The organism is Bradyrhizobium barranii subsp. apii, from assembly GCF_011516635.5.
GTDB classification, from domain to species: domain Bacteria; phylum Pseudomonadota; class Alphaproteobacteria; order Rhizobiales; family Xanthobacteraceae; genus Bradyrhizobium; species Bradyrhizobium barranii.
Map to the genome: position 1 here is coordinate 7,111,398 of NZ_CP096255.1, position 24,925 is coordinate 7,136,322.

General features: G+C 64.4%; 20 protein-coding genes and 2 pseudogenes. 5 read left to right on the top strand and 17 right to left on the bottom strand.

Annotated features, from left to right (window positions below; all coding sequences use genetic code 11):
* Positions 1-2: 2 nt before the first annotated feature.
* From HAP41_RS34170 to HAP41_RS34205, 8 genes are all read right to left on the bottom strand, one after another.
* Positions 3-488 (bottom strand): FixH family protein, encoded by a 486-nt coding sequence (locus tag HAP41_RS34170; protein WP_166089524.1) that lies wholly within the window; start codon positions 486-488, stop codon positions 3-5.
* A gap of 15 nt (positions 489-503) precedes the next feature.
* Positions 504-1,970, bottom strand: coding sequence for a cytochrome c oxidase accessory protein CcoG (gene ccoG, locus HAP41_RS34175; RefSeq protein WP_166089511.1), 1,467 nt, complete (start codon positions 1,968-1,970; stop codon positions 504-506).
* A 112-nt stretch (positions 1,971-2,082) separates the two neighbouring features.
* The gene (gene ccoP, locus HAP41_RS34180) at positions 2,083-2,958 is read right to left on the bottom strand and encodes a cytochrome-c oxidase, cbb3-type subunit III (RefSeq protein ID WP_166089483.1); all 876 of its coding nucleotides are present in this window, start codon (positions 2,956-2,958) and stop codon (positions 2,083-2,085) included.
* A gap of 6 nt (positions 2,959-2,964) precedes the next feature.
* Entirely contained in the window at positions 2,965-3,129 is a 165-nt protein-coding gene (locus HAP41_RS34185) for a cbb3-type cytochrome oxidase subunit 3 (RefSeq protein ID WP_166089478.1), read from the bottom strand.
* Between the two features lie 13 nt (positions 3,130-3,142).
* Positions 3,143-3,877: a cytochrome-c oxidase, cbb3-type subunit II gene (ccoO, locus tag HAP41_RS34190; RefSeq protein WP_166089475.1), complete on the bottom strand. Its 735-nt coding sequence runs from the start codon at positions 3,875-3,877 to the stop codon at positions 3,143-3,145.
* A 10-nt stretch (positions 3,878-3,887) separates the two neighbouring features.
* Positions 3,888-5,537: a cytochrome-c oxidase, cbb3-type subunit I gene (gene ccoN / locus HAP41_RS34195; protein ID WP_166089462.1), complete on the bottom strand. Its 1,650-nt coding sequence runs from the start codon at positions 5,535-5,537 to the stop codon at positions 3,888-3,890.
* Positions 5,538-5,838: 301 nt separating this feature from the next.
* Positions 5,839-6,264, bottom strand: a complete 426-nt coding sequence (locus tag HAP41_RS34200; RefSeq protein WP_166089453.1) for a CBS domain-containing protein — start codon at positions 6,262-6,264, stop codon at positions 5,839-5,841.
* Positions 6,265-6,301: 37 nt separating this feature from the next.
* Positions 6,302-7,135, bottom strand: a complete 834-nt coding sequence (locus tag HAP41_RS34205) for a universal stress protein (protein WP_166089427.1) — start codon at positions 7,133-7,135, stop codon at positions 6,302-6,304.
* A gap of 207 nt (positions 7,136-7,342) precedes the next feature.
* On the opposite strand from HAP41_RS34205, the gene fixL reads away from it, so the two are divergent.
* The 4 genes from fixL (at position 7,343) to HAP41_RS34225 (ending at position 10,749) form a co-directional block, all read left to right on the top strand.
* The gene (gene fixL / locus HAP41_RS34210; protein ID WP_166089421.1) at positions 7,343-8,860 is read left to right on the top strand and encodes a sensor protein FixL; all 1,518 of its coding nucleotides are present in this window, start codon (positions 7,343-7,345) and stop codon (positions 8,858-8,860) included.
* A 3-nt stretch (positions 8,861-8,863) separates the two neighbouring features.
* Positions 8,864-9,481, top strand: coding sequence for a response regulator FixJ (gene fixJ / locus HAP41_RS34215; RefSeq protein ID WP_028150099.1), 618 nt, complete (start codon positions 8,864-8,866; stop codon positions 9,479-9,481).
* A gap of 43 nt (positions 9,482-9,524) precedes the next feature.
* Entirely contained in the window at positions 9,525-9,947 is a 423-nt protein-coding gene (locus HAP41_RS34220; RefSeq protein WP_166089405.1) for a response regulator, read from the top strand.
* A gap of 103 nt (positions 9,948-10,050) precedes the next feature.
* A complete protein-coding gene (locus tag HAP41_RS34225) occupies positions 10,051-10,749 on the top strand; it encodes a helix-turn-helix domain-containing protein (protein WP_166089393.1) in 699 nt (232 codons plus the stop codon).
* A 42-nt stretch (positions 10,750-10,791) separates the two neighbouring features.
* Here the strand turns inward: HAP41_RS34225 and HAP41_RS34230 are convergent, their stop codons facing one another.
* From HAP41_RS34230 to HAP41_RS34245, 4 genes are read right to left on the bottom strand one after another with little or no spacing between them, the layout of a single operon-like run.
* Positions 10,792-12,105 carry an MFS transporter gene (locus tag HAP41_RS34230; RefSeq protein WP_166089383.1) on the bottom strand — a complete coding sequence of 438 codons (1,314 nt, stop codon included), beginning with the start codon at positions 12,103-12,105 and terminating at the stop codon, positions 10,792-10,794.
* Between the two features lie 23 nt (positions 12,106-12,128).
* Positions 12,129-12,662, bottom strand: coding sequence for a PRC-barrel domain-containing protein (locus HAP41_RS34235; RefSeq protein ID WP_166089379.1), 534 nt, complete (start codon positions 12,660-12,662; stop codon positions 12,129-12,131).
* A gap of 22 nt (positions 12,663-12,684) precedes the next feature.
* A complete protein-coding gene (locus HAP41_RS34240) occupies positions 12,685-14,889 on the bottom strand; it encodes an amylo-alpha-1,6-glucosidase (protein ID WP_166089376.1) in 2,205 nt (734 codons plus the stop codon).
* Between the two features lie 59 nt (positions 14,890-14,948).
* Positions 14,949-16,712, bottom strand: a complete 1,764-nt coding sequence (locus tag HAP41_RS34245; RefSeq protein WP_028150105.1) for an ABC transporter ATP-binding protein — start codon at positions 16,710-16,712, stop codon at positions 14,949-14,951.
* A gap of 272 nt (positions 16,713-16,984) precedes the next feature.
* On the opposite strand from HAP41_RS34245, the gene HAP41_RS34250 reads away from it, so the two are divergent.
* Positions 16,985-18,055, top strand: a complete 1,071-nt coding sequence (locus HAP41_RS34250; protein WP_166089367.1) for a glycosyltransferase family 4 protein — start codon at positions 16,985-16,987, stop codon at positions 18,053-18,055.
* 226 nt (positions 18,056-18,281) lie between these two features.
* Here the strand turns inward: HAP41_RS34250 and HAP41_RS34255 are convergent, their stop codons facing one another.
* From HAP41_RS34255 to HAP41_RS34275, 5 genes and pseudogenes are all read right to left on the bottom strand, one after another.
* A complete protein-coding gene (locus HAP41_RS34255) occupies positions 18,282-20,204 on the bottom strand; it encodes an alkyl/aryl-sulfatase (protein WP_166089364.1) in 1,923 nt (640 codons plus the stop codon).
* A 253-nt stretch (positions 20,205-20,457) separates the two neighbouring features.
* Positions 20,458-21,561 (bottom strand): GGDEF domain-containing protein, encoded by a 1,104-nt coding sequence (locus HAP41_RS34260; RefSeq protein ID WP_224580667.1) that lies wholly within the window; start codon positions 21,559-21,561, stop codon positions 20,458-20,460.
* A gap of 228 nt (positions 21,562-21,789) precedes the next feature.
* Complete coding sequence (locus tag HAP41_RS34265; protein WP_224580993.1) at positions 21,790-23,073, bottom strand: TRAP transporter large permease; 1,284 nt, start codon at positions 23,071-23,073, stop codon at positions 21,790-21,792.
* A gap of 285 nt (positions 23,074-23,358) precedes the next feature.
* Positions 23,359-23,682: pseudogene (locus HAP41_RS34270) on the bottom strand (TRAP transporter small permease); the annotation flags it as partial.
* Between the two features lie 236 nt (positions 23,683-23,918).
* Positions 23,919-24,919 (bottom strand): annotated as a pseudogene (locus HAP41_RS34275) (DctP family TRAP transporter solute-binding subunit).
* Positions 24,920-24,925 lie beyond the last annotated feature (6 nt).

Here is a 24,925-nt window from a genome sequence, read left to right on the forward strand (position 1 = left end):
CCTCAGTTCAGGATCACGCGGTTGCGCGACATGAACACGCGTGTCCCGCGCGCCTCGCCCTCGATCACGAGATCCCACTGCCCCGGCGCGACGGCAGTGGCATTGCCGCGATAGATGCCGATGCCGGCCTCCGAGAGCTCGACCTGGAGATCGGCGCGCTTGTCGGTCGGCCGCTCCAGGCGTCCGCCGAATTTCAACCCGCTCATCGGCTGGCCGCTCGCATCGCGCGCCTCGACCTGAAGCGAGGCAGCGCCATCAGTGCGGCGCTCGATATGGGCGTTGACCTTCCAGTTGCGCGCGGCCTGGTCCTGTGCTGCCGAGATCTCGCGGTCATAGGTGAGGCCCGCGGCATAGGGACTGTCGACGTCGGTGCCGGGCAGCGTAGCGATCGCGAGCTTCATCATGGTCACGTTGACGCCGATCACGAGCCCGAAGAAGGCAACCAGCATCAGGAACACCTTTGTTCCGGTCAGCGGCTTGGTGGCCAAGGCAGTCTCCTGATCCTAGGGCGAGACGAAATTGTCGGTGGCGGTGGCGACCTCGCCGAGCCCGATGTCGGTGACGTGGAAGCGAACGGGAACCGACTTTTCCGGATTGCTTTCCGCCGGCGCGGTGACCAGCAGGCGCAGCTCGCTGGTGGAGTCGCGCGGGATCACGATCATCGGCCTGTCAGGCGTCACGGAATCGATGCCGACGACATGCGTGGTCAGGTTGGCCGGACCGTTCGCGTCGATCGCGATGACGCGGTCATAGCCGCTCTTGTTCAGCAGCCGCACCGTATAGGCGTTTCGGATCGAGCCGTCGCTGAGCCTGACCGCGACCGGATTGCGGTCGTGCAGCACGTTGACGTCGAGCAGGCTGCGGGTCGCGAGCGTGTAGATCATGATGCCGCCGACCGCCGCGATGATCGCGCTGAAGGCGACGGTGCGGGCCCGGACGATGCGGTAGACCGGCGCCTTGCCTTCCTGGCGGCGCTGGATGTTGATGTCGTTGTCGTAGCCGATCAGCCGCTTCGGCCGGCCGATCTTGGTCATCACGTTGTCGCAGGCGTCGATGCAGAGTCCGCACTGGATGCATTCGAGCTGCGGCCCGTTGCGGATGTCGATGCCGGTCGGGCAGACCGCGACGCATTGATAGCAGTCGACGCAGTCGCCGACGTGTTCGCCGAGCGCGCGCAGCTCGATTGCCTTCTTCACCGAAGTGCGCTTCTCGCCGCGGTCGTAGCGATAGGTGACGTTGAGCGCCCATTCGTCGGTGAGCGCGGCCTGGATGCGCGGCCACGGGCACATATAGGTGCAGACCTGCTCGCGCATGAAGCCGGCGAGCACATAGGTCGTCGCCGTCAGGATGCCGATCCAGATATAGGCGATCATCGGCGCCTGGAAGGTGACGAGCTCCTTCACCAGCGTCGGCGCGTCGTTGAAATAGAGCACCCAGGCGCCGCCGGTCCACCAGGCGATCAGGAGCCAGATCGAATGCTTGAGCACGATCTCGGAGATGCGCTCCAGCTTCATCGGATCGGACGACTTGTCCTTCTTCATTCGCTCGCGCCGGTCGCCTTCGACCAGCCGCTCGACCGCATAGAACAGATCGGTCCACACGGTCTGCGGGCAGAGATAGCCGCACCAGATGCGGCCGCCGACTGAGTTCATCAGAAACAGCGCCACCGCGGCGACGATCAGCAGGCCGGTGAAGTAGTAGATTTCCTGCGGCCACAACTCGATGAAGAAGAAGTAGAAGCGGCTGTTGGGAAGATCGATCAGCACCGCCTGGCTCGGAGCACCGATGCCGCGATTCCAGCGCACGAACGGCAGGAAGTAGTAGACGCCGAGGCAGAACGCCATCAGCCCCCATTTGATTCGGCGGAACGTGCCGGAGACGCTCTGGGGATACACCTTCTTCTGGGCTACGTAGAGCGGCCCGTTGTCATCGTTCGATGTGAGGTCGTTCGGGTTCACGGTCTTGTTCATCGCCAAGAAGCTTCTCGAAAAGGTGCGATTAAACCTAGACCCGACGCGAGCGCGTCAGTTGATCCAGCTCAAGCGGGGGCACTTTTGTTCGCCCCCGCCCGTCGCGAGCAGGCTATTTTCCGCCACCCAGCGAGTGGACGTAGACCGCCATCGCCTTGATGGTGGCGGGATCGAGCCGCCCTTCCCAGGCCGGCATCACACCGGCGCGGCCGAGGCTGATGGTCTCGATCAGGCTCGCTTCGTCAGAACCGTAGAGCCAGATCTTGTCGGTCAGATTCGGGGCGCCCATCTCCGGGTTGCCCTTGCCGCCGTCACCGTGGCAGGCGATGCAATTCTCCGCAAAGATCTTCTCGCCCTTCGCGGCATCAAAGCCCCTGCGGGTCGAGAGGCCCGACAGCGACCGCACGTAATTGGCGACCGTGACGATCTCGTCGCCCTTCAGCACGCCGTCCTTGCCGAAGGCTAGCATCTGGCCCTCATGCGCCTTGGCGTGACCGGAACGCGCGCCGAACTGGATGGTCTGCATGATCTGGTCGAGCGTGCCGCCCCACAGCCAGTCGTCGTCGTTGAGATTCGGAAAGCCTTTTGCGCCGGCGCCGCCTGAGCCGTGGCATGGCGCGCAATTGTCGCCGAACACGGTCTTTCCCTTGGCCCGCGCAAGCGCCAGCAAGGCCGGGTCCTTCTCGATGTCGGCGAGCGAAGCCGCGCCCAGCGCCGCCATCTTGTCACCCCGGATCTTCTCGAGATTGGCGAGCTCGACCGCAACGTCGGCGCGCGAGGAATAGCCGAACAGGCCCGTGGTATTGCTGGAGATCAGCGGCCAGGCCGGATAGACGATCCAGTAACCGATCGCCCAGACGATGGTGAGGTAGAATGAGATCACCCACCAGCGCGGCAGCGGCGTGTTGAGCTCCTTGATGCCGTCCCACTCATGTCCGGTCGTGGACTTGCCGGTGACGGAATCGATGTCGCCATGATGATCGGTCATGATCTCTTACTCCTCTCGCAACGGCAGGCGCGCCGCTTCGTCGAAAGCGGCCTGGTTGCGGGGCCATAATGCGTAGGCGATGATCGCGAGAAAGATCGCGACGAACACCGGCGTCCAGATCGTGGTCACGAGACCAGACGCGAGATTGTCGAGTGTCAGGATGGCTTTCATCGTTGATGCCTTCTCAGCGAAGATTGGCTTTCTCGTTGTAGAGCTTGAAGTCGACCAGCGTGCCGAGCATCTGCAGATAGGCGATCAGCGCGTCCATCTCGGTCGGCGTACCGGCCTTGCCGTCGAAATTGCGCACGACGGCCTTGGCGTACCGCTTGCCGAAGGCGTCGGAGCCAGCATTGTCGGGATCGGCCTGGGCCTTCAGATCGGCGCCTGCGTTCGCGATCTGGTCGTCGGTGTAGGGCGTGCCGATGGCCTTGAGCGTCTTCATGTGGTCGGCGATCGTATCGGGATCGACTTCGGTCTGGCTCAGGAACGGATAGCCCGGCATCACCGATTGCGGCACGATCGCGCGCGGGTTGGTCAGATGGGTCACGTGCCAGTCGTCGGAATATTTTGCGCCGACGCGGGCGAGATCGGGACCGGTACGCTTCGAGCCCCACTGGAACGGATGGTCGTACATGCTCTCGGCGGCGAGCGAGAAGTGACCGTAGCGCTCGACCTCGTCGCGCAGCGGCCGGATCATCTGCGAATGGCAGAGATAGCAGCCTTCGCGGACGTAGACGTTGCGGCCCGCAAGCTCCAGCGGCGTATAGGACCTGACGCCGTCGACCGCCTCGATCGTGCTCTTGAGGTAAAACAGCGGAGTGATCTCGACGAGACCGCCGATCGCGATCACCAGCAGAATGCCGACGATCAGGACGATCGAGTTCTTTTCGAAGATTTGGTGGCGTGTCCAGAACGACATGGAAGGCTCCTCATTCCGCCGGCTGAAGCGCGACGGGCATCTGGACTTCCACTTCGCCGACGCGAACGGTCATCCAGAGATTGTAGGCCATGATCAGCGCGCCGATCAGGAACAGCCCGCCGCCGGCGGCGCGGATGATGTAGAACGGATGCATCGCCTCGACGCTCTCGATGAAGGAATATTCGAGGAAGCCGAGCGAGGTGTAGGCGCGCCACATCAGGCCCTGCAGGATGCCGGACACCCACATCGCGGAGATGTAGAGGACGATGCCGAGGGTCGCGATCCAGAAGTGCCAGTTGACGAGCTTCAGGCTGTAGAGGCCATTGCGATTCCATATCCACGGCACCAGGCAGTAGAGCGCGCCGAAGGAGACGAAGCCGACCCAGCCGAGCGCGCCGGAATGCACGTGGCCGATAGTCCAGTCGGTGTAGTGGCTGAGCGAGTTCACCACCTTGATCGACATCATCGGGCCTTCGAAGGTCGACATGCCGTAGAAGGCGACGGAGACCACGAGCATGCGCAGCACGGGATCGGTGCGGAGCTTGTCCCAGGCGCCCGACAGCGTCATCAGGCCGTTGATCATGCCGCCCCAGGAGGGCATCCACAGCATGATCGAGAAGGTCATGCCGAGCGTCTGCGTCCAGTCCGGCAGCGCCGTGTAGTGCAGATGATGCGGGCCGGCCCAGATGTAGAGGAAGATCAGCGCCCAGAAGTGGATGATCGACAGACGGTAGGAATAGATCGGCCGCTCCGCGCGCTTCGGGATGAAGTAGTACATGATGGCGAGGAAGCCGGCGGTCAGGAAGAAGCCGACCGCGTTGTGGCCGTACCACCACTGGAACATCGCGTCCTGGATGCCGCCCCAGGCGACATAGGATTTCGAACCGAACACCGAGACGGGGAGCGCGGGATTGTTGCCGAGATGCAGGACCGCGATCGTCACGATGAAGGCGAGATAGAACCAGTTCGCGACGAAGATGTGCGGCTCCTTGCGCTTGATGATCGTGGCAAGGAAGACCAGCAGATAGGCGACCCAGACGATGGTGAGCCAGAGGTCGGCATACCATTCCGGCTCGGCATATTCCTTCGACTGGGTGACACCGAGCAGATAGCCGGTGCCGGCGACCAGGATGAAGAAATTGTAGCCGATCACGACGAACCAGGGCGCGAGGTCGCCCGCAAGGCGCACGCGGCAGGACTTCTGCACGACATAGAGCGACGTGCCGATCAGCACGTTGCCGCCGAAGGCGAAGATCACCGCGGAGGTGTGCAGCGGACGAAGCCGGCCGAAGCTGGTCCAGGGCAGATCGAAGTTCAGTGCGGGCCACGCCAGCTGCGAGGCGATGATGAGGCCGACGAGGAAGCCGGCAATGCCCCAGAACATCGCCATGACGGCGGTGAACTTGATCGGACCCATATTGTAGTTGGGGCGGCCGTTGATCTCCGCCGGCGGCAGCGCCGCCGGACGATCGAAGTAGCGGTTGATGATGCCAAAGACCACAGCCAAGCTCGCCGCCGCGCTGAGCGCGGCATGGAAGGCAAAGGCCGAATCGAGCGCCTTGGCCGAGGCGATCACGCAAAGGAAGGCGGTGACTGCGAACACGATAGCCAGGCCGCTTTCACCGATGGTCATGGATTTGGAGATGGAGGGCTGGCTCATGCGGATTCTCTCTGAAAGAACACGCCGCCAGAAACCACATTCGACCTCGCGGGGAATTGATTGAAATCAAGACAGGTGGATTTCTATTCGGGTGAGTGATGCGGCGCCCGCCAGTTGAAGTGCCCTCTCCCCTTGTGGGAGAGGGCAGCGAGGACGGTGCCGCGCACTCACTTGGGTGAGGGGTCGGCTCCGCACGGAGAGTCTTTCGGTGGAGAGAACCCCTCATCCGGCGCTTCGCGCCACCTTCTCCCACATCCGCCTTCGCCAAGGCTTCGGCGGACATGAGGGGAGAAGGATGGAGTCACTCCCGCGCCGTCGCCTTGAGCGCCTTGATGACGTCCTCGCGGGCGATGATTCCGACCAGCTTTTCCGCGCCGTCGAGCACGATGATGCTCCTGATGCGGTGCTCGACCATGATCTGGAGCACGCGCGTCAGCCGCGTGTCGGGGCTGACATAGATGAACTCGGGCGTCATGACGTCGCCGATCCTGCGGCTCATCAGGTCGCGATAGTGCGGCAGCATCTGGCTCGGCGAGAACGCGAAACACTTCAGGATGTCGAACTTGGTGACGATGCCGACCACCTGCCCGTCGTCCTCGACCGGATAGGAGTTGAAATCATCACGCTCGAACATCTCGCTGAGCGCGAGCAGGTCGTGGTCGCGCCGCACCGTCGTGACGTTGCGCGTCATGTAGCTGTCGACGATCTCTTCAAGAAATTTATACACAGCGCGTCCTCCGATTTTCGTTTTGGCCGGCCGGCCGTCAGTGCGAGAGCAGCACGCTGCGGGCGGATTGGGTGACCAGATATTCGGTGACGCCGCCGAGGATCAGCTCGCGAAAGCGCGAATGACCATAGGCGCCCGCCACGATCAGGCCGGCCCCGAGGTCGCCGGCGACCTGCTCCAACTGTGCGGCAGCGGTTGCGTTCCGCACGGCCTCCGAGATGCGTGCGCTCGCGGTGACGCCGTGACGGGCGAGCCAGGCGGCAACGTCGGTGACGCCGGCCATCACCGCCGAACGGTCGTCATCGCGCTCCGGGATCTCGACGATGGTGACGTCCCTCGCCTTGCGCAGCATCGGCAGCGCATCCGCTACCGCGCGCCGCGCCTCCGGCGTGTCCTTCCACGCCACCAGCACGCTGCGCAGGTCGAGCCAGTTGACCTTGTCGGGAACGACGAGAAGCGGGCGGCCGGCCTGCATCACCAGGTCCTTGGGACTCGCGAGCGCGAACGCGTCGGAGAAGGCCGGGCGCTGGCCGCCGCTGACGATGATGTCGGCACATCGTGCCTGCGCCAGCACGAAACGGGTCGGAAAATCCATGGCGCCGCGCCACTCCACGCGGCCGCCGCGCGCCCTGGTGGCGGCGCGGAATTGCGCCTCCAGATCGGCCAGGCGCTTCCTGATCGAGGCTTCCTCCTGATCGATCAGGCTCTGGGCTTCAGCGCCGTCGGTGAAATAGAGTGGCGGCGCGAACTGCCCTGCGGCAACCCCGATCATGGCCGCCTCGAATCGCTCGGCGAGCTCGCCCGCGACCTGAAGGCGCGCCTCGTTGGACTGGTCGAGCGCCAGGCTGACCATCACGGTCGCGTAAGTCATTGGGATTCTCCGCACAGCTATGAACTGGCGCGAAATCTAGCCTCGCCGTGACGGGGCAGGATGAGGTAGATCAAATCGCCGGGCGCGACCTTGCGGGAAATCCGCCAATGGAATCAGACATCCGAACTTGCCTCGGGCCGGTCCATGGGCGAAATTGCGGTCATGTTCGCGGCACCACGCCCGCCGCGCGAAGATGGGAGTCATCGATTGTCGCCGACCCGCGTAACGCATCCGCCAGACGACAGTCGCGGCGAGCATTTCCGGGTCCGGATCGAGGGATTCGGCGTCGGCACCTGGGATCTCGACCTCACGACGCGCGAGCTGGAGTGGTCGGAAACCGCGAGGATGCTGCTCGGTATCGAGCGGGGCCAGCCGGCGAGCTACGACCTCTTCCTGTCGCGTCTCGAGCCCGGCGACCGCGCGCGCGTCGAGAACGCGATCAAGCAGGTCTCCGAGCATGGCGGCGGCTTCGACGTCTCCTTCAGGATTTCCGGCAACTCCGGCCGAGGCAAATGGATCAGGGCCCGCGCCGGCTTGATTCGAGACGAATCCGGCGTCGCGCGCCATCTCAGCGGCATCTTCCTCGATATCGACGAGGAGAAGCAGGTCGAGGAAGCCCTGCGCACGCGTGAGACCCACCTTCGCTCGATCCTTCACACCATTCCCGACGCCATGATCGTCATCGACGGCCGCGGCATCATGCAACTGTTCAGCACCGCCGCCGAGCGCCTGTTCGGCTGGTCCGAGCAGGAGGCGATCGGCCAGAACGTCAGCATCCTGATGCCGGAGCCCGACCGCACCCGCCACGACAGCTACATCGCGCGCTATCGCAGCACGAACGATCCGCACATCATCGGCATCGGCCGCATCGTGACCGGCAAGCGCCGCGACGGCACGACCTTTCCGATGCACCTGTCGATCGGCGAGATGCAGTCCGGCGGCGAGCCCTATTTCACGGGCTTCGTCCGCGACCTCACCGAGCACCAGCAGACCCAGGCGCGGCTCCAGGAATTGCAGTCCGAGCTCGTCCACGTGTCGCGGCTGACCGCGATGGGCGAGATGGCCTCGGCGCTTGCCCACGAGATCAACCAGCCGCTGGCGGCGATCAGCAATTACATGAAGGGATCGCGGCGGCTGCTGGCCGGCAGCACCGATCCCAACACGCCGAAGATCGAAAGTGCGATGGATCGCGCCGCGGAGCAGGCCTTGCGCGCCGGCCAGATCATCCGCCGCCTGCGCGACTTCGTCTCCCGCGGCGAGTCCGAGAAGCGGGTCGAGAGCCTGTCCAAGCTGATCGAGGAAGCCGGCGCGCTCGGGCTTGCCGGCGCGCGCGAGCAGAACGTGCAGCTCCGCTTCAGCCTCGATCCGGACGCCGATCTCGTGCTCGCCGACCGCGTTCAGATCCAGCAGGTGCTGGTCAATCTGTTCCGCAACGCGCTGGAAGCGATGGCGCAGTCGCCGCAGCGCGAGCTCGTCGTCGCCAACACCCGCGTCGGCGACGACATGATCGAGGTCGAGGTATCCGACACCGGCTCCGGATTCCAGGGCGACGTCATTCCCAACCTGTTCCAGACCTTCTTCACCACCAAGGAAACCGGCATGGGCGTGGGACTGTCCATCAGCCGCTCGATCATCGAGGCTCACGGCGGACGCATGTGGGCCGAGAGCAACCCATCAGGCGGCGCGACATTCCGCTTCTCTCTCCCGGCAGCCGATGAGAATTGATCCATGACGACCAAGGGACATGTCTACGTCATCGATGACGACGAGGCGATGCGGGACTCGCTGAACTTCCTGCTGGATTCCTCCGGCTTCGGCGTTACCTTGTTTGACGATGCGCAAGCCTTCCTCGATGTCCTGCCCGGCCTCGCCTTCGGCTGCGTCGTCTCCGACGTGCGCATGCCTGGAATCGACGGGATCGAGCTGTTGAAGCGGATGAAGGCGCAGCAAAGCCCGTTCCCGATTCTGATCATGACCGGCCATGGCGACGTGCCGCTCGCGGTCGAGGCGATGAAGTTAGGAGCGGTCGACTTTCTCGAGAAGCCGTTCGAGGACGATCGCCTCACCACCATGATCGAGACGGCGATCCGCCAGGCCGAGCCGGCGGCGAAGAACGAGGCCATCTCGCAGGACATCGCCGCCCGCGTCGCCTCCCTCAGCCCGCGCGAGCGCCAGGTCATGGAAGGGCTGATCGCGGGCCTCTCCAACAAGCTGATCGCCCGTGAATACGACATCAGCCCCCGCACCATCGAGGTCTACCGGGCCAACGTCATGACCAAGATGCAGGCCAATAGCCTCTCGGAGCTGGTCCGGCTGGCGATGCGCGCCGGGATGCTGAAGGATTGAGGCAAGTCAAAATCATTCTCCCGGGCCGTGCTAGCCAAAGGGGATGATCGAGATCGGCTCGCACCAACAGCGGCTTCCAGTGACGTCATCCGCAAAGCCCACCGTCTACGTGGTCGACGATGATGCCGCTGTGCTGGGATCCCTGCAATTCCTGCTGGAAACCGACGGCTTTGCCGTGCGGACCTTCAGGAATGCCACGGCTCTGCTGAATGCCAGCGGCGCGCCCGGCGCAGACTGCTACGTGATCGACTACAAGATGCCCGACATCAACGGCATCGAGCTGGCCAGCCGGTTGCGCCAGTCCGACGAAGGCACGCCCGTGATCCTGATCACCGGCTATCCCGATGGGAACATCTCGGCCCGGGCGGCAGCCGCAGGCGTCAAGGACGTGATCTTGAAGCCGCTTCTCGACGAAACCCTGGTCAAGTCCATCCGCCACGCCATCCAGGGCGGCCGCGGCAACTGACCTACGGGGTTCTACGTAGGTAAACCCCCTTAAGATATCTCGCGAAATTTTCGAAGCGCCCGAACCCGCGTACCAAAGCGTCATCACAACGGAGATGGCGCAGATGCTGACCGAGACGCTCAACACCCAGGCGATCAACACCCAAGTTCGTGGCAAGATCGCTCCTGCCCATCCCGTCTCCGACCAGTTCGGCGCGATCGCCGGCCATGTCGGCCTCGTCGCCACGGAGTTCTCCTACCGCAAGGACGAGGAGATCTACGGCGAGGACGAGCCGGCCGAATATGTCTACCAGGTCATCACCGGCGCGGTGCGCAGCTACAAGCTGCTCTCCGACGGCCGCCGCCAGATCGGCTCCTTCCATCTCCCCGGTGACGTGTTCGGCCTTGAATCCGGTCCCAGCCACCGCCTCGCCGCTGAAGCCATCATCGACACGACCGTGCGCCTGGTGAAGCGAGCGAGCCTGGAGAAGGCCGCCGGCACCGACGTACAGGTCGCCCGCAAGCTCTGGGCCATGACCGCCGGCGAACTACGTCACGCCGAGGACCACATGCTGCTGCTCGGACGCAAGACCGCGATGGAGCGCGTCGCAACCTTCCTGCTCGAGATGGACCGCCGCCTTGCGGTAGCCGGCATGATGGCACTGCCGATGTGCCGCCGCGACATCGGCGACTATCTCGGCCTGACGCTGGAGACCGTATCGCGCGCGCTGTCGCAGCTTCACGCCCAGGGCATTTTGGGATTTTCCGGCGCCCGCCAGATCGTGCTGCGCAACCGCCAGCGCCTGCACAATCTCGACGCCTGATTTCTGTCTTCCTCCCCACCCGCTTTGGCCGGCTGAATTCGTTCAGCCGGCCATTTTTTTCGGCGCGATCATGCCCGTGCGCCGGGTTTCCGGCATTACAAAGAGGATCAGCAAAAGCCCGGTCGCGGCGACGCCGGACAGCCCGATGAAGGCGGTGGCATTGCCGAACTTGTCGCTGACATAGCCGCCAAGCGCCGTGCTCAAGGACGCTCCGATGCCGGTCGCGGTCCCGACGATGCCTTGCGCCAGATTGAAATGGCCGCTGCCGAAGGCGACGTCGGCCACGATCAGCGGGATCATCACCGCAAACACCGCCGCCGTGATGCCGTCGAACACCTGCACCGCGACCAGCAGATAGGGATCGCGCACGGTCGCAAACAGAAGGCCCCGGATCGTCAGCGCAGCGAATCCGATCAGCAGCAGCGGGCGCCGGCCCCAGAGCTGCGCCTTGCGCCCGACCGTCGGCGACAGCAGCGCGACAATCGCCTGCGGCACCACGATGCAGAAGGCGACGAGCACCGTCGCCCACTGGCTCGACCGCGCCGTCACCGCGCTCGCCATCAGCGGCATCATCGCGGCGTTCGCCAATTGCAGCAGCAGCACGCTCAGCGCGAAGACGATGAGCGGGCGTTGCCGGATCAGGTGCCAGAGATTGGTGTCGCCTGGAACCGGCGCCTCGCGCGGCATCTCGCCGTGACAGCGCGCGATGTCGACTTCCTCCTCGCGGATGCGCGACAGCGCGATCAGGGTCGGAATCGCGAGTAGGAAGGTGACGAGGAACACCGAGCGGCTCGACAGCAGATAGCCGGCCGTGCCCATCACGGCGGCGGCGACGCCGTTGCCGAGGGACGCAAAGCGCGCATTGCGGCCGAGCCGCTCGCCGATCGCAAGCGGACCGACGAGGCCGAGGCTGATCGCCGCGATAGCCGGCCCCAGCACGCAGCTCGCCGCCGCATGCAGCGTGGCCGCAGCAACCACCACGGGGAAGATCGGCATCGCCGCATAGGCGAGCGCGCAGAAGCCGATGGTCGCTATCGCAAGCGCTGCGACCAGCCGCTCGGACTTCGCGGCATCGATGATCGCGCCACCGGGCATCTGTCCGATCAGCGCGACGATGCCACCGATCGACAGCACGAGGCCGATCTCGACCTGAGTCCATTTCTGCGTCGTGAGGTAGACCGCGATGAAGGGGCCGAACCCGGTCTGCACGTCGGCGAGGAAGAAGATGAACCAGTCGAGGCCGCGCAGGCTCTGGCGCGACGGCGCCGGAAGGCCCGCAGGCGGCGGCGCGGCAACCTTGTACCGTTCAACGCGGCTATCTCGATCTGCGTGGTTCCGCTTCCTCGACAACAGCACCGGCAGCCATCCCTCCCCGCGCCTCACTGAATCGCTTGCAGCGGCTGCAGGCTGCCGGACGCGCCGAGCACCACCATCGGCGTGTCTTCCTTGTATTCCGGCGCGGCTGCGACCTGCGCCTTGGTTAATTCCAGCGTGATGCTGTCCTTCTTGTTGGCAATCTTGCCGAACCGCATCGCGTTCCAGTCCACCACGATCTTGCGGCTGCCGACGCCGAGGAAACCGCCGAAATCGATCACGGCGGCGCGCACACGGCCGGCGCGGTCGACGATGATGTCGACAATGCGGCCCATATCCTCGTCGGCGGCGCTGCGCACGTCACGGCCGAGCACGCCATGGGCGTCGCTCGCACCGATGATGGTCACGGACGGCGGCGGAGCGGCGTCCTTCGGCGTGACCGGCACGGTGGAGGTCGGCGGCTGCACCGTGGCCGGCGCGTTCGCTTCGCTGGGGGGCGTCGTTGGGCCCGCGGGCGGCTCCTCCGCGGCACGCGATGCGGCGACCGTCAATCCCGCGACGATCGCCGCACTCAGAACCAACCATCCGGCGGTACGCATGAACCCTCCTCCCGGCGCGCCGCTAGCGCGCCAGCACGATCGAGACCTGGATCTGGCCGCGCGTGCGCAAGACCTCCAGCGCGACGTCGTCGCCGTGACGGCTGACGCGCAGATCCACGCTGGAACTGCCCAGGCGCAGATCGCGCAGGATCACCTCGTTCAGGAACGCCGGCAGATGCGGATTGCGCAGGCGGATCTCGCCGCGCGCGACGTCGAACTCGATGCCGAGCGCGGCCTCCAGCAGCGTGAATGGCGTCGCGCTGGCCCAGGCCTGCGGCGCGCAGGCGACCGGATAGAGCGTCGGGCCGCGCCGCTTCTCGCGCCGGAAGCCGCAGAACAATTCGGGCAGCCGCCGCAGGTCCATGTAGGTCGCCGCGTCGAACAATCCCTTGAAGACATGCGCGACCGAATGCTTGAGCCCGTAGCGCGCGAGCCCGAGCGCGATCAGCGCATTGTCGTGCGGCCAGATCGAGCCGTCATGATAGGACATCGGATTGTAGCGCACCTCGCCTTGCGCGACCGTGCGGATGCCCCAGCCCGAGAAGAAGTGCGGCGCCATCAGATCGGCGGCGACGAGACGTGCGCGGTCCTCGCGGATCATGCCGCTGAACAGCACCTGCCCGGCATTGGATGTCCGCACCTTACAGGGCCGTTTCCTGCCGTCGAGCGCGAGCGCATAGGTACCGAGCTCCTCGCACCAGAATGCCTTTTCGAACCGCTCGGCCAGCGCCTTGGCCTCGGTCTCGAGCTTTTTGGCGAGGTCCGGCTTGCCGAGCCGCAACGCGCAACGTGCGGCGAGCTGCTTGGCGGCAAAGACGTAACCCTGCACCTCGGCAAGGGCGAGATTGCCTTCCGCAAGCTGGCCATCGGCATGGAAGATCGCGTCATAAGAGTCTTTCCAGCCCTGGTTGGCGAGGCCCTTTTCGGTGGCGCGCTGGTATTCGACGAAGCCGTCCCTGTCGGGGTCGCCCGGGCCGTCGATCCAGGCCAGCCCCGCCTCGATCGCCGGCCACAGCTCGGTCAAGGTCTTTTCGTCGCCGGTGCGCTCGAAATAGCTTCCGGCGAGCAGCACGAACAAAGCGGTCGAATCCACGCTGCCGTAATATTGCGCGAACGGCACCTCGCGGAGCGCAGCCATCTCGCCGCCACGCATCTCGTGCAGGATTTTTCCGGGCGCCGCATCGTTCAGCGGATCGACCGTCTCTGCCTGAAAATGCGCGAGCCGCCGCAGCACGCCCTTCGCGACCCGCGGATCGATCCACAGCATCTGGAGCGCGGTGATCAGGCCGTCGCGGCCGAACGTCGTCGAGTACCAGGGAATGCCGGCATAGGGATAACGCCCCTGCGGCGTCTCCGTCATCAGCATGTTGAGGTCGGCCATGGCCTGGCACAGCACCTCGTTGAAGATGTTGTTCGACGTCTCGATGCTGGCCATGCCCGTCGTCGACTGGCGCATCTCGCGGCGATGGGCGAGCAGGCCCCTGAAGAAGCGCGCGGGCTTCTCCGCGATCGGCCGGTTGCAGGACACCGCCACGAACAGGGATTTCGACTGGTGCGGGTCCAGGTCGAGCTGCCAGGTCGCGGCATTCACCGACAGCCGCGTCGGACGCGGGTCGAAATGCAGGCCGGTGGTACGCACGGCATCGTCAAGGCCGCGATAGTGGAACAGCACGTCGGTCGGCCCGAGCAACTTGCTGGTGCCGGTCCCGCGGTGCGGGCGCCGCTCGCCGCGCACCTCGAACAGATCGGCGAAGTCGCTGTCGAACAGCAGCGTCAGCTCCGGGCTGGCGCGACGGTCGCCATGGTTCTGCACGCCGATGCGCTGATAGGCCGTGCCGCGCCACAGGAAGATCGTGCGCACGATGTGCAGCAGGTCCTTCTGCAGCACGATGCGGCCCTGCCGATAGATATCGGGATTGGTGAGATCGACGGTCAGGGCCGAATTGTCATCGCGAAGATTCGAGCCGAGCAGCAGCGGCTGGAGATCGTCGAGCACGAGCTCCAGCCGCGCCAGATAGCGCGTGTCGCAGTTGAACAGGCCGTCCGGCCCGCCAGCGGAAGCTCCGATGTCGCCATGGCTGTCCAGCACGATGAAGGTGTCGTCGTGCTTGAGCGACCGACGGGGCCGCGCGGCGGGCCCCGTCATCGGAATGTAGAACGCCTGCTCCGCGACGGCCTCCTCCGTCTGCGCTACCGAGATGATCTGGGTTACGGCTTCGGCTGCCATGAGCTGCTCCCCTGCGGCCAGTTTTTCGAACGCGACCAACGCAAACGCAACTGTTGGACTTACGCGGCGAACTTCGCCAGCCGGCTCATCTCCTGCGTCACCAGCTCACGGTAGGGGCCGTGGCCCTGCATCAAGCGGTCGGGCGCGCCGTCCTCGATGATCTTGCCATTCTTCAGCACCAGGACGCGATCGAAATTGCGCAGCGTCGCCAGCCGGTGCGCGATCGCGATCACGGTGCGGCCGCGCATCAGGCGCGACAGCGCCTCGCGGATCGCCTCCTCGGATTCGCTGTCGAGCGCGGCGGTGGCCTCGTCCAGCAGCAGGATCGGCGCGTCCTTCAGGAAGGCCCGCGCGATCGCGATGCGCTGGCGCTGGCCGCCGGACATTTTCACGCCGCGGTCGCCGACCATGGTGTCGAGACCTTCCGGCAGGCTATCGATGAAATCGCAGCGCGCCGCGATCGCCGCGCGCAGCACCTCGTCGTCGGTCGCGTTCGGACGGCCGTAGCGGATATTCTCGCGGATGGAGCGGTGGAACAGCGAGATATCCTGCGGCACGACCGAGATGGCCTCACGCAGGCTCAACTGGGTCACCTTGGAAATATCCTGGCCATCGACGGTCACGCTGCCTTCGTCGACATCGTAGAACCGCTGCAGCAACGTGAACAGGGTCGATTTCCCTCCGCCCGACTGGCCGACCAGGCCGACGCGCTGGCCGGGCTGAAGCCGCAGGCTGAACCGTTCAAAGATCTTCTCGCCTCCGGGATACCCGAAGGTGACGTTGTTGTACGCGATCGCGGCGCCGCTCTTCATCAGCGGCTCAGCCTCGGGATGATCGCGCAATTCATGCGGCACGAGCAAGGTCGCGATCGCCTCGGTCAGGCGCGCGACGTGCTGGGTGACATCGACCAGCGCCACCGCGAGGTCGCGCGTCGCATTGAGGATGGAGAGGCCGAGCGTACAGACCAGCACGACATCGCCGGTGGTCGCCTCGCCCTGCTGCCAGAGCGTGATCGCCCAGGCCATCAGCGCAACCGTCAGGACGACCGTCACGCCGGCATGCGTGAGCCGCAGCTTTTCCAGATAACGCAGGCTACGGCCGCGCGCGGTCAGTTCCCGGTTCACCGTCGCGTCGAACCGCTCGTGCTCATGGCCGATGCCGCAGAAGGCGCGGACCAGCGGCATGTTGCTGATGACGTCGATCATCTCGCCGTCGACGACGGCGGCCTTGTCGGCAAAGTCGTCATGCAGCGGTTTGCCGGCTGCGGCCAAATGGAACATCGCTATCACCATACCGCCCGCGACCACGATCAGGCCGAGTGCCATATAGGGACTGACGGTTCCAATCAGACCGATGGCCGCAATTGTGGCAATGCACGGCGGCAACACATTCCAGACGAACATGTTCTCGACCGTGAACACCGCGTTCGAGGTCGCGGTGATACGGCTCGTCAGCATGCCCGGCATGCGATCCGAGAAATAGCTCGGCGCGTGTCCCGTCAGATGACGAAATATGTCACGGCGTAAATCGCCCGTGACACGAACGAAGGTGAAGCTCGCGGTCCAGCTCGCGATCCGCCACAGGAAATTATCCGCCGCGATCAGCGACATGAGTAAAATGAATGCCAGCCATACGCTGCCACCGTGCGAAGTTCCCGCGGACAGGCTGTCGACCAGGGATTTGACGCCGTATTGCGTGCCCACGGAACAGGCAACGGCTGCAACGACAGCGGTCAGGATCACGAGATGCGATGCCGGCCGTCGTCGCAGATAGCGCAAGACAAAGGCAAATGGCCTGCGCGCGTAACCAGAAAGATGATCCATGTGACTGCGACCCCGTCGTATTGATTTCGATTTTTCTATTAGCCGATTGAACATCGACCGCTTCGCCTCGGTTCCCGGGCCGGGCCATCACGACATGCGGATGCGGACGATGTGAGAAGAGGAGATGGCAGCATCGCGGCCGACTGAAGTGTGTCGAAGAAGTAACGTTCGTTGAAGGAACTTCGCAATTGCGAGAACGTTCCCTCGTCTGGCATGCCGGTGCCGAGACACGGCGGGGGTTTTACTTCCATGATCACAGAGGAGATGGCGAGATGCGCATCGCGCAGGTAGCTCCGTTGACTGAGGCTGTTCCACCCAAGCTGTATGGCGGCACCGAGCGGGTGGTGCACTGGTTGACGGAGGAGTTGGTTGCCCTTGGACACGATGTCACGCTGTTCGCCAGCGGTGACTCGCAGACGTCGGCGAAGCTGGACGCACTTTGGCCGCGGGCGCTTCGCCTCGACGGTTCCGTGCGTGATCCCAACGCGCTGCATATGGTGCTCCTGGAGCGCGTGCGGCAGAAATGTGACGACGAGGAGTTCGACTTCCTTCACTTCCATCTCGACTACTATCCATGGTCCCTGTTCCACCGGCAGCCGACCCCGTTCGTGACCACGCTGCACGGCCGGCTCGACCTGCCGGAGCATCAGCCCGTGTTCAACACCTTCTCAAAAATGCCTGTCATCTCGATCTCGAACGCGCAGCGCAGGCCGGTGCCGCAGGCGAACTGGGTGACGACGATCCACCACGGCCTGCCGGAGACCTTGCTGACACCGAAGCCGGCGAAGCAGGAATATCTCGCCGTGCTCGGCCGCATCGCGCCAGAGAAGGGCGTTGACCGCGCCATCAAGATCGCGATGCATTGCGGCATCCCGCTGAAGATCGCGGCCAAGGTCGATCGCGCCGACCAGGACTATTACGACGAGCTGATCAGGCCGATGATCCAGAACAATCCGCTGGTCGACTTCATCGGCGAGATCGGCGACCACGAGAAATCGGACTTCCTCAGCGGCGCGCTCGGCCTCCTGCTGCCGATCGACTGGCCGGAGCCGTTCGGCCTCGTGATGATCGAAGCGATGGCCTGCGGCACGCCGGTCGTCGCCTTCAACCGCGGCTCGGTACCCGAGATCATCGACGAGGGCCTCACCGGCTTCGTGGTCGAGGACATCATCAGCGCCGCCGGCGTCGTCAAGCGCCTGCCGCAACTCGATCGCGCGGCCATCCGCAAGCAGTTCGAGAAACGCTTCACGTCGCGGCGGATGGCGCTGGATTATCTCGCGGCCTATCGCAGCCTGACGGAAGCGCAGGCGCCGCGGATCAAGCTGGTGAGCAGCGCGGAGTAGCGCTTCTACACCGCTGCTAGTCGTATAGTGCCCTCTCCCCTTGCGGGAGAGGGCTGCGAGAACGAGGCGTCACACTCGCTTGGGTGAGGGGTTGCTTCCGCATCGAAAAGCCTCTCTGCGGAAAGAGACCCCTCATCCGGCGCTTCGCGCCACCTTCTCCCACAAGGGGAGAAGGGAAGAAAGTCAGACCGGCGCGACGAACGGCAAGGACGAAGAAAGCGTCGCCCTAACTCACCACCGCCCGCTTCGGCTCGACGATCTCGAACATGCGCGGGAATTCGTCCATCAGGCCCATCAGCTCGGCAAGCCGCATCGGGTTGCCCGCGAGCTTGATCTTGCCGGCGGCGACCGCTTCCGGAAAGCTCGTCAGTTTCGCGATGACTTCATCGAGCGTTGCGCGCGCGAGCGTGAAACTGGCGTCCGCGCCTTCCGCCTGCACGCCCTCCGTATAAGTCAGCGCGCAATTCTCCAGGTTGAGCACGAAGATCTCGCCGGTATCGGAAAAGCTCCAGTTCAGCACGATGTGCTTTCCCTCGGCCTTGGGGCCGTTGAGCCGAATGCCGAGCACGTCCCAGAGCTGCTCGGTGCGTAGCGCCGCCAGCGTCTCGCGCGGCATCGGCGGACGCGACGGGGTCTTGGGCATGCCCTGACGCAGTTCCTGCGCGCCGAACAGATAGGCGTTGCGCCAGGTCGAGCTCTCGGCGGCATAACCGAGCTGCTCGAGCGTATCCGCGAGCAACAGACGCGCCGCTTCATTCTCCGGCTCCGCGAAGACGAGATGGCCGAGCGCCTGCGCGACAAAGCGAAACTCGCCTTTGTCGAAGTCCTTGCGTGCGCGCGCGAGGATGGCCTCGGCGCCGCCCATGTACTCGACATACTTCTTGCCGGATTCCACCGGCGGCAGCGGATCGAGATTGACCGGGTTGGCATCGTACCAGCCGAGATATTTCTGGTAGATCGCCTTCACGTTATGCCGGATATGGCCGTAATAACCGCGGCCGTGCCAGGCGCCCTCCAGGCTCTTCGGCAACTGGATCGTCTCGGCGATCTCGGCTGCGGTGAGGCCGTGGTTCATCAGGCGGATGGTCTGGTCATGCGCGAACTTGTAGAGATCGCGCTGCTGCCGGATCATCGTGCCGATCCGCTCGCGGCCCCACACCGGCCAGTGATGCTGCCCGCACATCGCCTCCGCCTTGCCGTCCCAGAGCCGCAGGGCCTCGTTGAGGTACTTCGACCACGCCAGCGCATCGCGCACGTCGGCGCCGCGGAACGGCAGCAGATTGTGGAAATTGTGCGTGCAGTTCTCGGCGAGGTTCAGCAGCTTGTAGCGCGGGATGAAGAAATGCATCTCCGCCGGCGCCTCGCTGTTCGGCGCCATCTGGAATTCGAATTCGACGCCGTCGATCGCGCGCCTGTCGCCGGTCGCCATGATCAGGTCGGTCGGACGCAGCAGTGCCACGGCGCCCGCCGCCATCGACTTGCCGAGCCCGTTGTCGACCTGCCCCCGCACGCCTTTGGCGAGGAACGGCCCGAACTGGTATTGTGCCCGCCGCAACATCGCCGGCCCCGCGATGATGTTCTCGGAGACGGCATGCTCCATGAACAGGTTCGGCGCGATGATCGGCACGGCGCCGGTTGCCAGCGCGTCCTCCTCCAGCACGCCGCGCGCGCCACCCCAATGGTCGGTATGGGTATGGGTGAAAATGACGGCGGCCACCGGCTTCTGGCCACGATGCCTGTAATAGAGATCGAGCGCGGCACGTGCGCCCTCGATCGACGTCAGCGTGTCCACGACGATGACACCGCTGTCGCCCTCGATCAGCGTCATGTTGGCGATGTCGAGCCCGCGCACCTGGTAGACCCCGGGCACCACCTCGAACAGGCCGTGATGCATGTTGAGCCGCGCCTGTCGCCACAAGCTCGGATTGACGGTCGGCGGCGCCGTCTCGCTGGAGAGGAAGCCATAGAGCTTCAGGCTCCGCACCGTCCGTCCCTGCGGGTTGGCGATCTCCGCATTCTCGATCGTACCAAGGAAGCCGCGCGCGGCATCGTCGAAATCCCGCGTGTCGGAAAACGGCAGCGCATTCAGCATCGCATCATGTTGCGCGGTGACGGAGGGTGTTGCGTCCTTCGGCTCGTTGCTGGTCATTCTTGTTTCCTCCCGGCCTGTGCGAACATCTAACCGCATCTCGCGGGTGATTGCTATCGGAGGAGACTGCCGAAATCGAGCGAGATGCCTCTTCCCTTCTCCCCTTGTGGGAGAAGGTGGCGCGAAGCGCCGGATGAGGGGTATATCTCCGCCCGCAAGACTGTTTGTGCGGAGAGAAACCCCTCACCCGCCTCGCCGCTGCGCGGCGAGCCACCCTCTCCCACAAGGGGAGAGGGTGCACCGTTCGCGTGGCTTACGCAGCGAGCTCTTCCGCCAAGGTCTGGCCCGATGCGGTCGCATCCGCCATCCGCAAGTCCCGCGCCAGCACATAACCGCCGCGTTCCTGCTTGGCCCGATAGAGCGCCTTGTCGGAGCGCGACAGCAGCGCTTCCGCGGTGCGCCCGTCGTCCGGCGCGACGGCGACGCCGACGCTGACGCCGAGCTCGATCATTTGTCCGTCGATATCATAGGGCGCGCTGATCGACTGCACGATGCGCTGCGCCATCGCCTCCGCATCAGCCGCCGCACGCTGCACCAGGACGAACTCGTCGCCGCCCATCCGGACCACGAGGTCATCCTGCGCGGCGAGCGCCTTGAGCCGCCCGGCGACCTGCTTCAGCAGTGCGTCACCGACGGGATGGCCGAACCGGTCGTTCGCCTCCTTGAAGCGGTCGAGGTCGAGCGTATGGACGGCAATCATCCCGGCCGCCAGCATCTGCGGCAGGTCCGTGGCCAGCACCGAACGATTGGACACGCCGGTCATCGGGTCCAGGCGCGACAGCTGCTCGAACTGCCGCTTCAGCGTGATCTGGTTGATCGAGGCATTGAAGCTCAGCCGCACCATCTCGAAGCTCGCGGCCACATACATCAGGATGAGGAGCCCGAGCCCGACATGGCGCAGATCGGGTTGCATGAAGGTCACGATCGCAGCAGGCGCTGCGATTGCGACGAGATCGAGCAGCGCCGCGACGGGACGCAGCGCCAGCCGCGCCACCACGCCGGCGCCAAAGCCGAAGCCGATGCCAATCGCCATCACGGAACAGAGTGCATCACCCAGCACGATGCTGCGCGCGGCAAACACGCCGAGCACGGATGCCGTTGCAACGGTGCCGGCAACATAGCGCCGCTCCCAGCGCGCGGCCTCGGCCCGACCGAGCTGCGGCGGACATGCGAGGCGGCGACGGAAAGCGAATATCTCGAACAGGCGGACAATGGCCACCACCACACCGGCAACCGTCAGGCCGGCCGTCACGATGTCGCCGGTCTCATAGGTCGTGATCGCACCGACCATCGCCTGGCAGGCGGCCGCAAGAATGGTGGGCATCGTCGTGCCGTGAAGGCCCGTGATGACTTCCATATAGACGGCGTCCGAAATCGACGCCCGTCTGGATTCCATTCTGTTGAAGAACATGCCAGCCCCATCCGCTGGCATGCTTCTACCGCAGACCCGTAAAAATGGGTTCCCAGCGCAGCGATGGCATTTGAGCGCGCGGGTTTACCGCGCGTTAGCCATCTTCCGCCGCAGAGGCTTTTTATGTGAGCATGATCTTCTCGGAAAACCGCTTCACACTTTTCCGGATCATGCTCAGTGCATCCCCAGCACCCGCGGCAGCCACAGCGTCAGATCCGGCCAGTAGGTCACGATGACGAGGAAGCCGAGCATGGTGATGAGCCACGGCAACACGGCGACCGCGAGCTCGGTTATTCGCATGCGCGCTATCATCGAGGCGACATAGAGATTTAACCCGACAGGCGGATGGCAGAGGCCGACCTCCATGTTGACGTCCATCACGATGCCGAAATGCACGAGGTCGATGCCGAGCTTCTTGGCCGCCGGCGCCAGGATCGGCGCCATGATCAGGATGATCGAGTTCGGCTCCATGAAGTTGCCGGCGAGCAGCAAGAGGATGTTGACGACCAAGAGGAAGCCGACCCAGCCGAGATTCTGCGCCGCGATCCAGTCGGCCAAGGTCGCCGGCAGGTTCTCGTTGGAGAGCACGAAGGAGAACAGCACCGCGTTGGTGACGATGTAGAGCAGCATCGCGCTGGTGTTGGCGGCGCGCAGCAGCACCCGCGGCACGTCCACGATCTTGATCGCCTTGTAGACGAACACCGCGATGACGAAGGAGTAGACCGCAGCCATCGCAGCCGCCTCGGTGGCGGTGAACAGGCCGCTGTAGATGCCGCCGATGATGATGACGACCAGCATCAATCCCCAGATGCTCTCGCGGAAGGTGCGGACGGTCTCGCCCCAGCTCGCCTTCGGCAGGCGTGGATAGTCGCGCTTGCGTGCGAGCCACCAGGTGACGATGCAGAGCATCGTCGTCAGCATGATGCCCGGCAGCAGGCCCGCGACGAACAGCGCGCCGATCGAGGTATTGGTGGAGACCGCATAGACGATCTTCGGTATCGACGGCAGCATCAGGATGCCGAGCGAGCCGGCAACGGTGATGATGCCGGCGCCGAAATGCATGGGATAGCCGTGGCGGACCATCTCCGGCAGCACGATCGCGCCGATCGCGGCAACGGTCGCGACGCTCGAGCCGCAGACCAGCGCGAACATCGCGCAGGCGACGATGCCGGCAAGGCCGAGACCGCCGTGCCAGTGGCCGATCAGCGAGGTCGCGAAATTGATCATGCGGCGCGCGACGCCGCCATGGGTGAGGAAATTGCCGGCGAGGATGAAGAACGGGATCGCCATGATCTCGAACCCCTCGATGCCGGTGAAGAGCTTCATCGAGACCGCTTCGATCGGCACCGTGGTCAGCGTGAACAGGAACGTCATCACGGTGAGGCCAAGCGCGATCGAGACCGGGATGCCGGTCAGCATCAGCGCGATCAGCAGAGCGGACACGGTCGCGGCACGCATCCAGTGCGGCAGCACCACCACGCCAAACTTCTCGGCGAGACACATCGCGAAGATCAGGATCGGCGCCATGATCAGGATGACGCCGAGCGGCGACACTTTTCGCGCGGCGGCCCTGGTCGCCGCGCCGGCGGGCTGCGGATGCAGCGCCGGCGAGACGTCGGCCTCCACGCCCTCGACATGGCTCTCGTCGTGATGCGGCAGATGGCCGGTCCAGTAGTAGGACCACGAGACCTGGAGGAAGCGGAAGCACATCAGGCCGGAGCCGAGCGGGATCGCCAGATAGACGAACCACATCGGCGCTTCCAGGTCATTGGACTGCTGGCCGGTCTTGAACATCTCGGAGACGAAGGAGGCGCCGAAGGCGGCGATCATGCCGGTGAAGAGCGCGCCGCAGAGCAGCGAGAACAGGATCACCTGCTTGCGCGAATGCTCGGGCAGGCGGTTGACGAGCAGGTCGACGCCGACATGGATGCCGGTGCGCACGCCATAGGCCGCGCCGAACTTCGCCATCCAGATGAACATGTAGATGCAGAGTTCCTGCGCCCAGGACAGGTCGAGCTCGGACAGGAAGGTGAACACCGCCATCGACAGCGTCGCGAGCCAGCTCATCCCGTGCGCAGCCGCCCATCGGGAGAGGACGATCGATTCGCCGGCGCCGTAACGGTGCACAACCGCGATGAAGATCAAGCCGGTTGCAGCCGCGATGAGCGTCGCGATCAGCCATTCTTCGAGATGGTTGAGCGCCTGATTGAGCACGCGAAGCAAATCAAAGTCCCCCTATCGATGCGAAACGGCCGGAAGTGCGCACACTCCCGACCGTTCGTATTGTCCTTGCGGAAAACGCGTCAGTTCATCTTGACGTCGAGTTCCTTGGCGACGAGATCGAGCACCTCCTGCCCGACCCGGCCCTTTGCCCATGTATAAGTCGGCCGCATCGCTTCCTGCCACGCCTTGCGATCGGCGTCAGTCAGATAATGCAGCTTGGTCTTGCCCGCCTTCTTGATCTCGGCCAGCGCGTCCTCGTTCTCCTGGTGCGCGATCTGGTTGGTGTACTCGGTTGCATCCACCATCGCCTTCTCGACCTGGGTGCGGATGTCGGGCGGCAGGCCGGACCAGAATTTCGAGTTGACGATGACCGCATATTGCAGATGCGCGTGATAGGACACGGTGATGTCCTTCTGCACCTCGTAGAACTTCTGGGTCAGGTAGTTCGACGCGGTGTTCTCGCAGCCGTCGACCACACCGGTTTGCAGCGCCTGGTAGACTTCGGAGAACGCCATGATCTGCGGGATCGAGCCCATCAGGCGGAAATACTGGTCCGCGATCTTCGATCCGGAGATGCGGAATTTCAGGCCCTTGAAATCCTCAGGCTTCATCAACGCGCGGTTCGACGACACCATGTGGAAGCCGTTGTCCCAATAAGCGAGCCCCGTGATGCCCTTGGCTTCGAGCTTCTGGAACAGCCACTTGCCGATCGTGCCCTTCATCGCGCTGGAATAGGTCTCGTCGTCCTTGAACAGCCAGGGCAGATCGAGCGCCTCGAATTCCTTGATGCCGAGCGGGGCGAATTTCGCGGTCGAGGGTGCCAGCATCTGCACCGAACCGAGCTGGAGCGCCTCGATCTCCTCCTTGTCCTTGTAGAGCGAGGAGTTCGGATAGACTTCGATCTTGACCTTGCCGTTGGTGTACTTCTCGGCGAGTTCCTTGAACTTCAGCGCGCCCTTGCCCTTCGGGGTGTCGTTGGCGACGACGTGGCTGAACTTGATGACGATCGGGCTCTGGGCCTGTGCCACCGCTGGGGCCACGAGATAGCTGCGGCGGCGACCGCAAGAAGCAGCTTGCGCATGAAGTA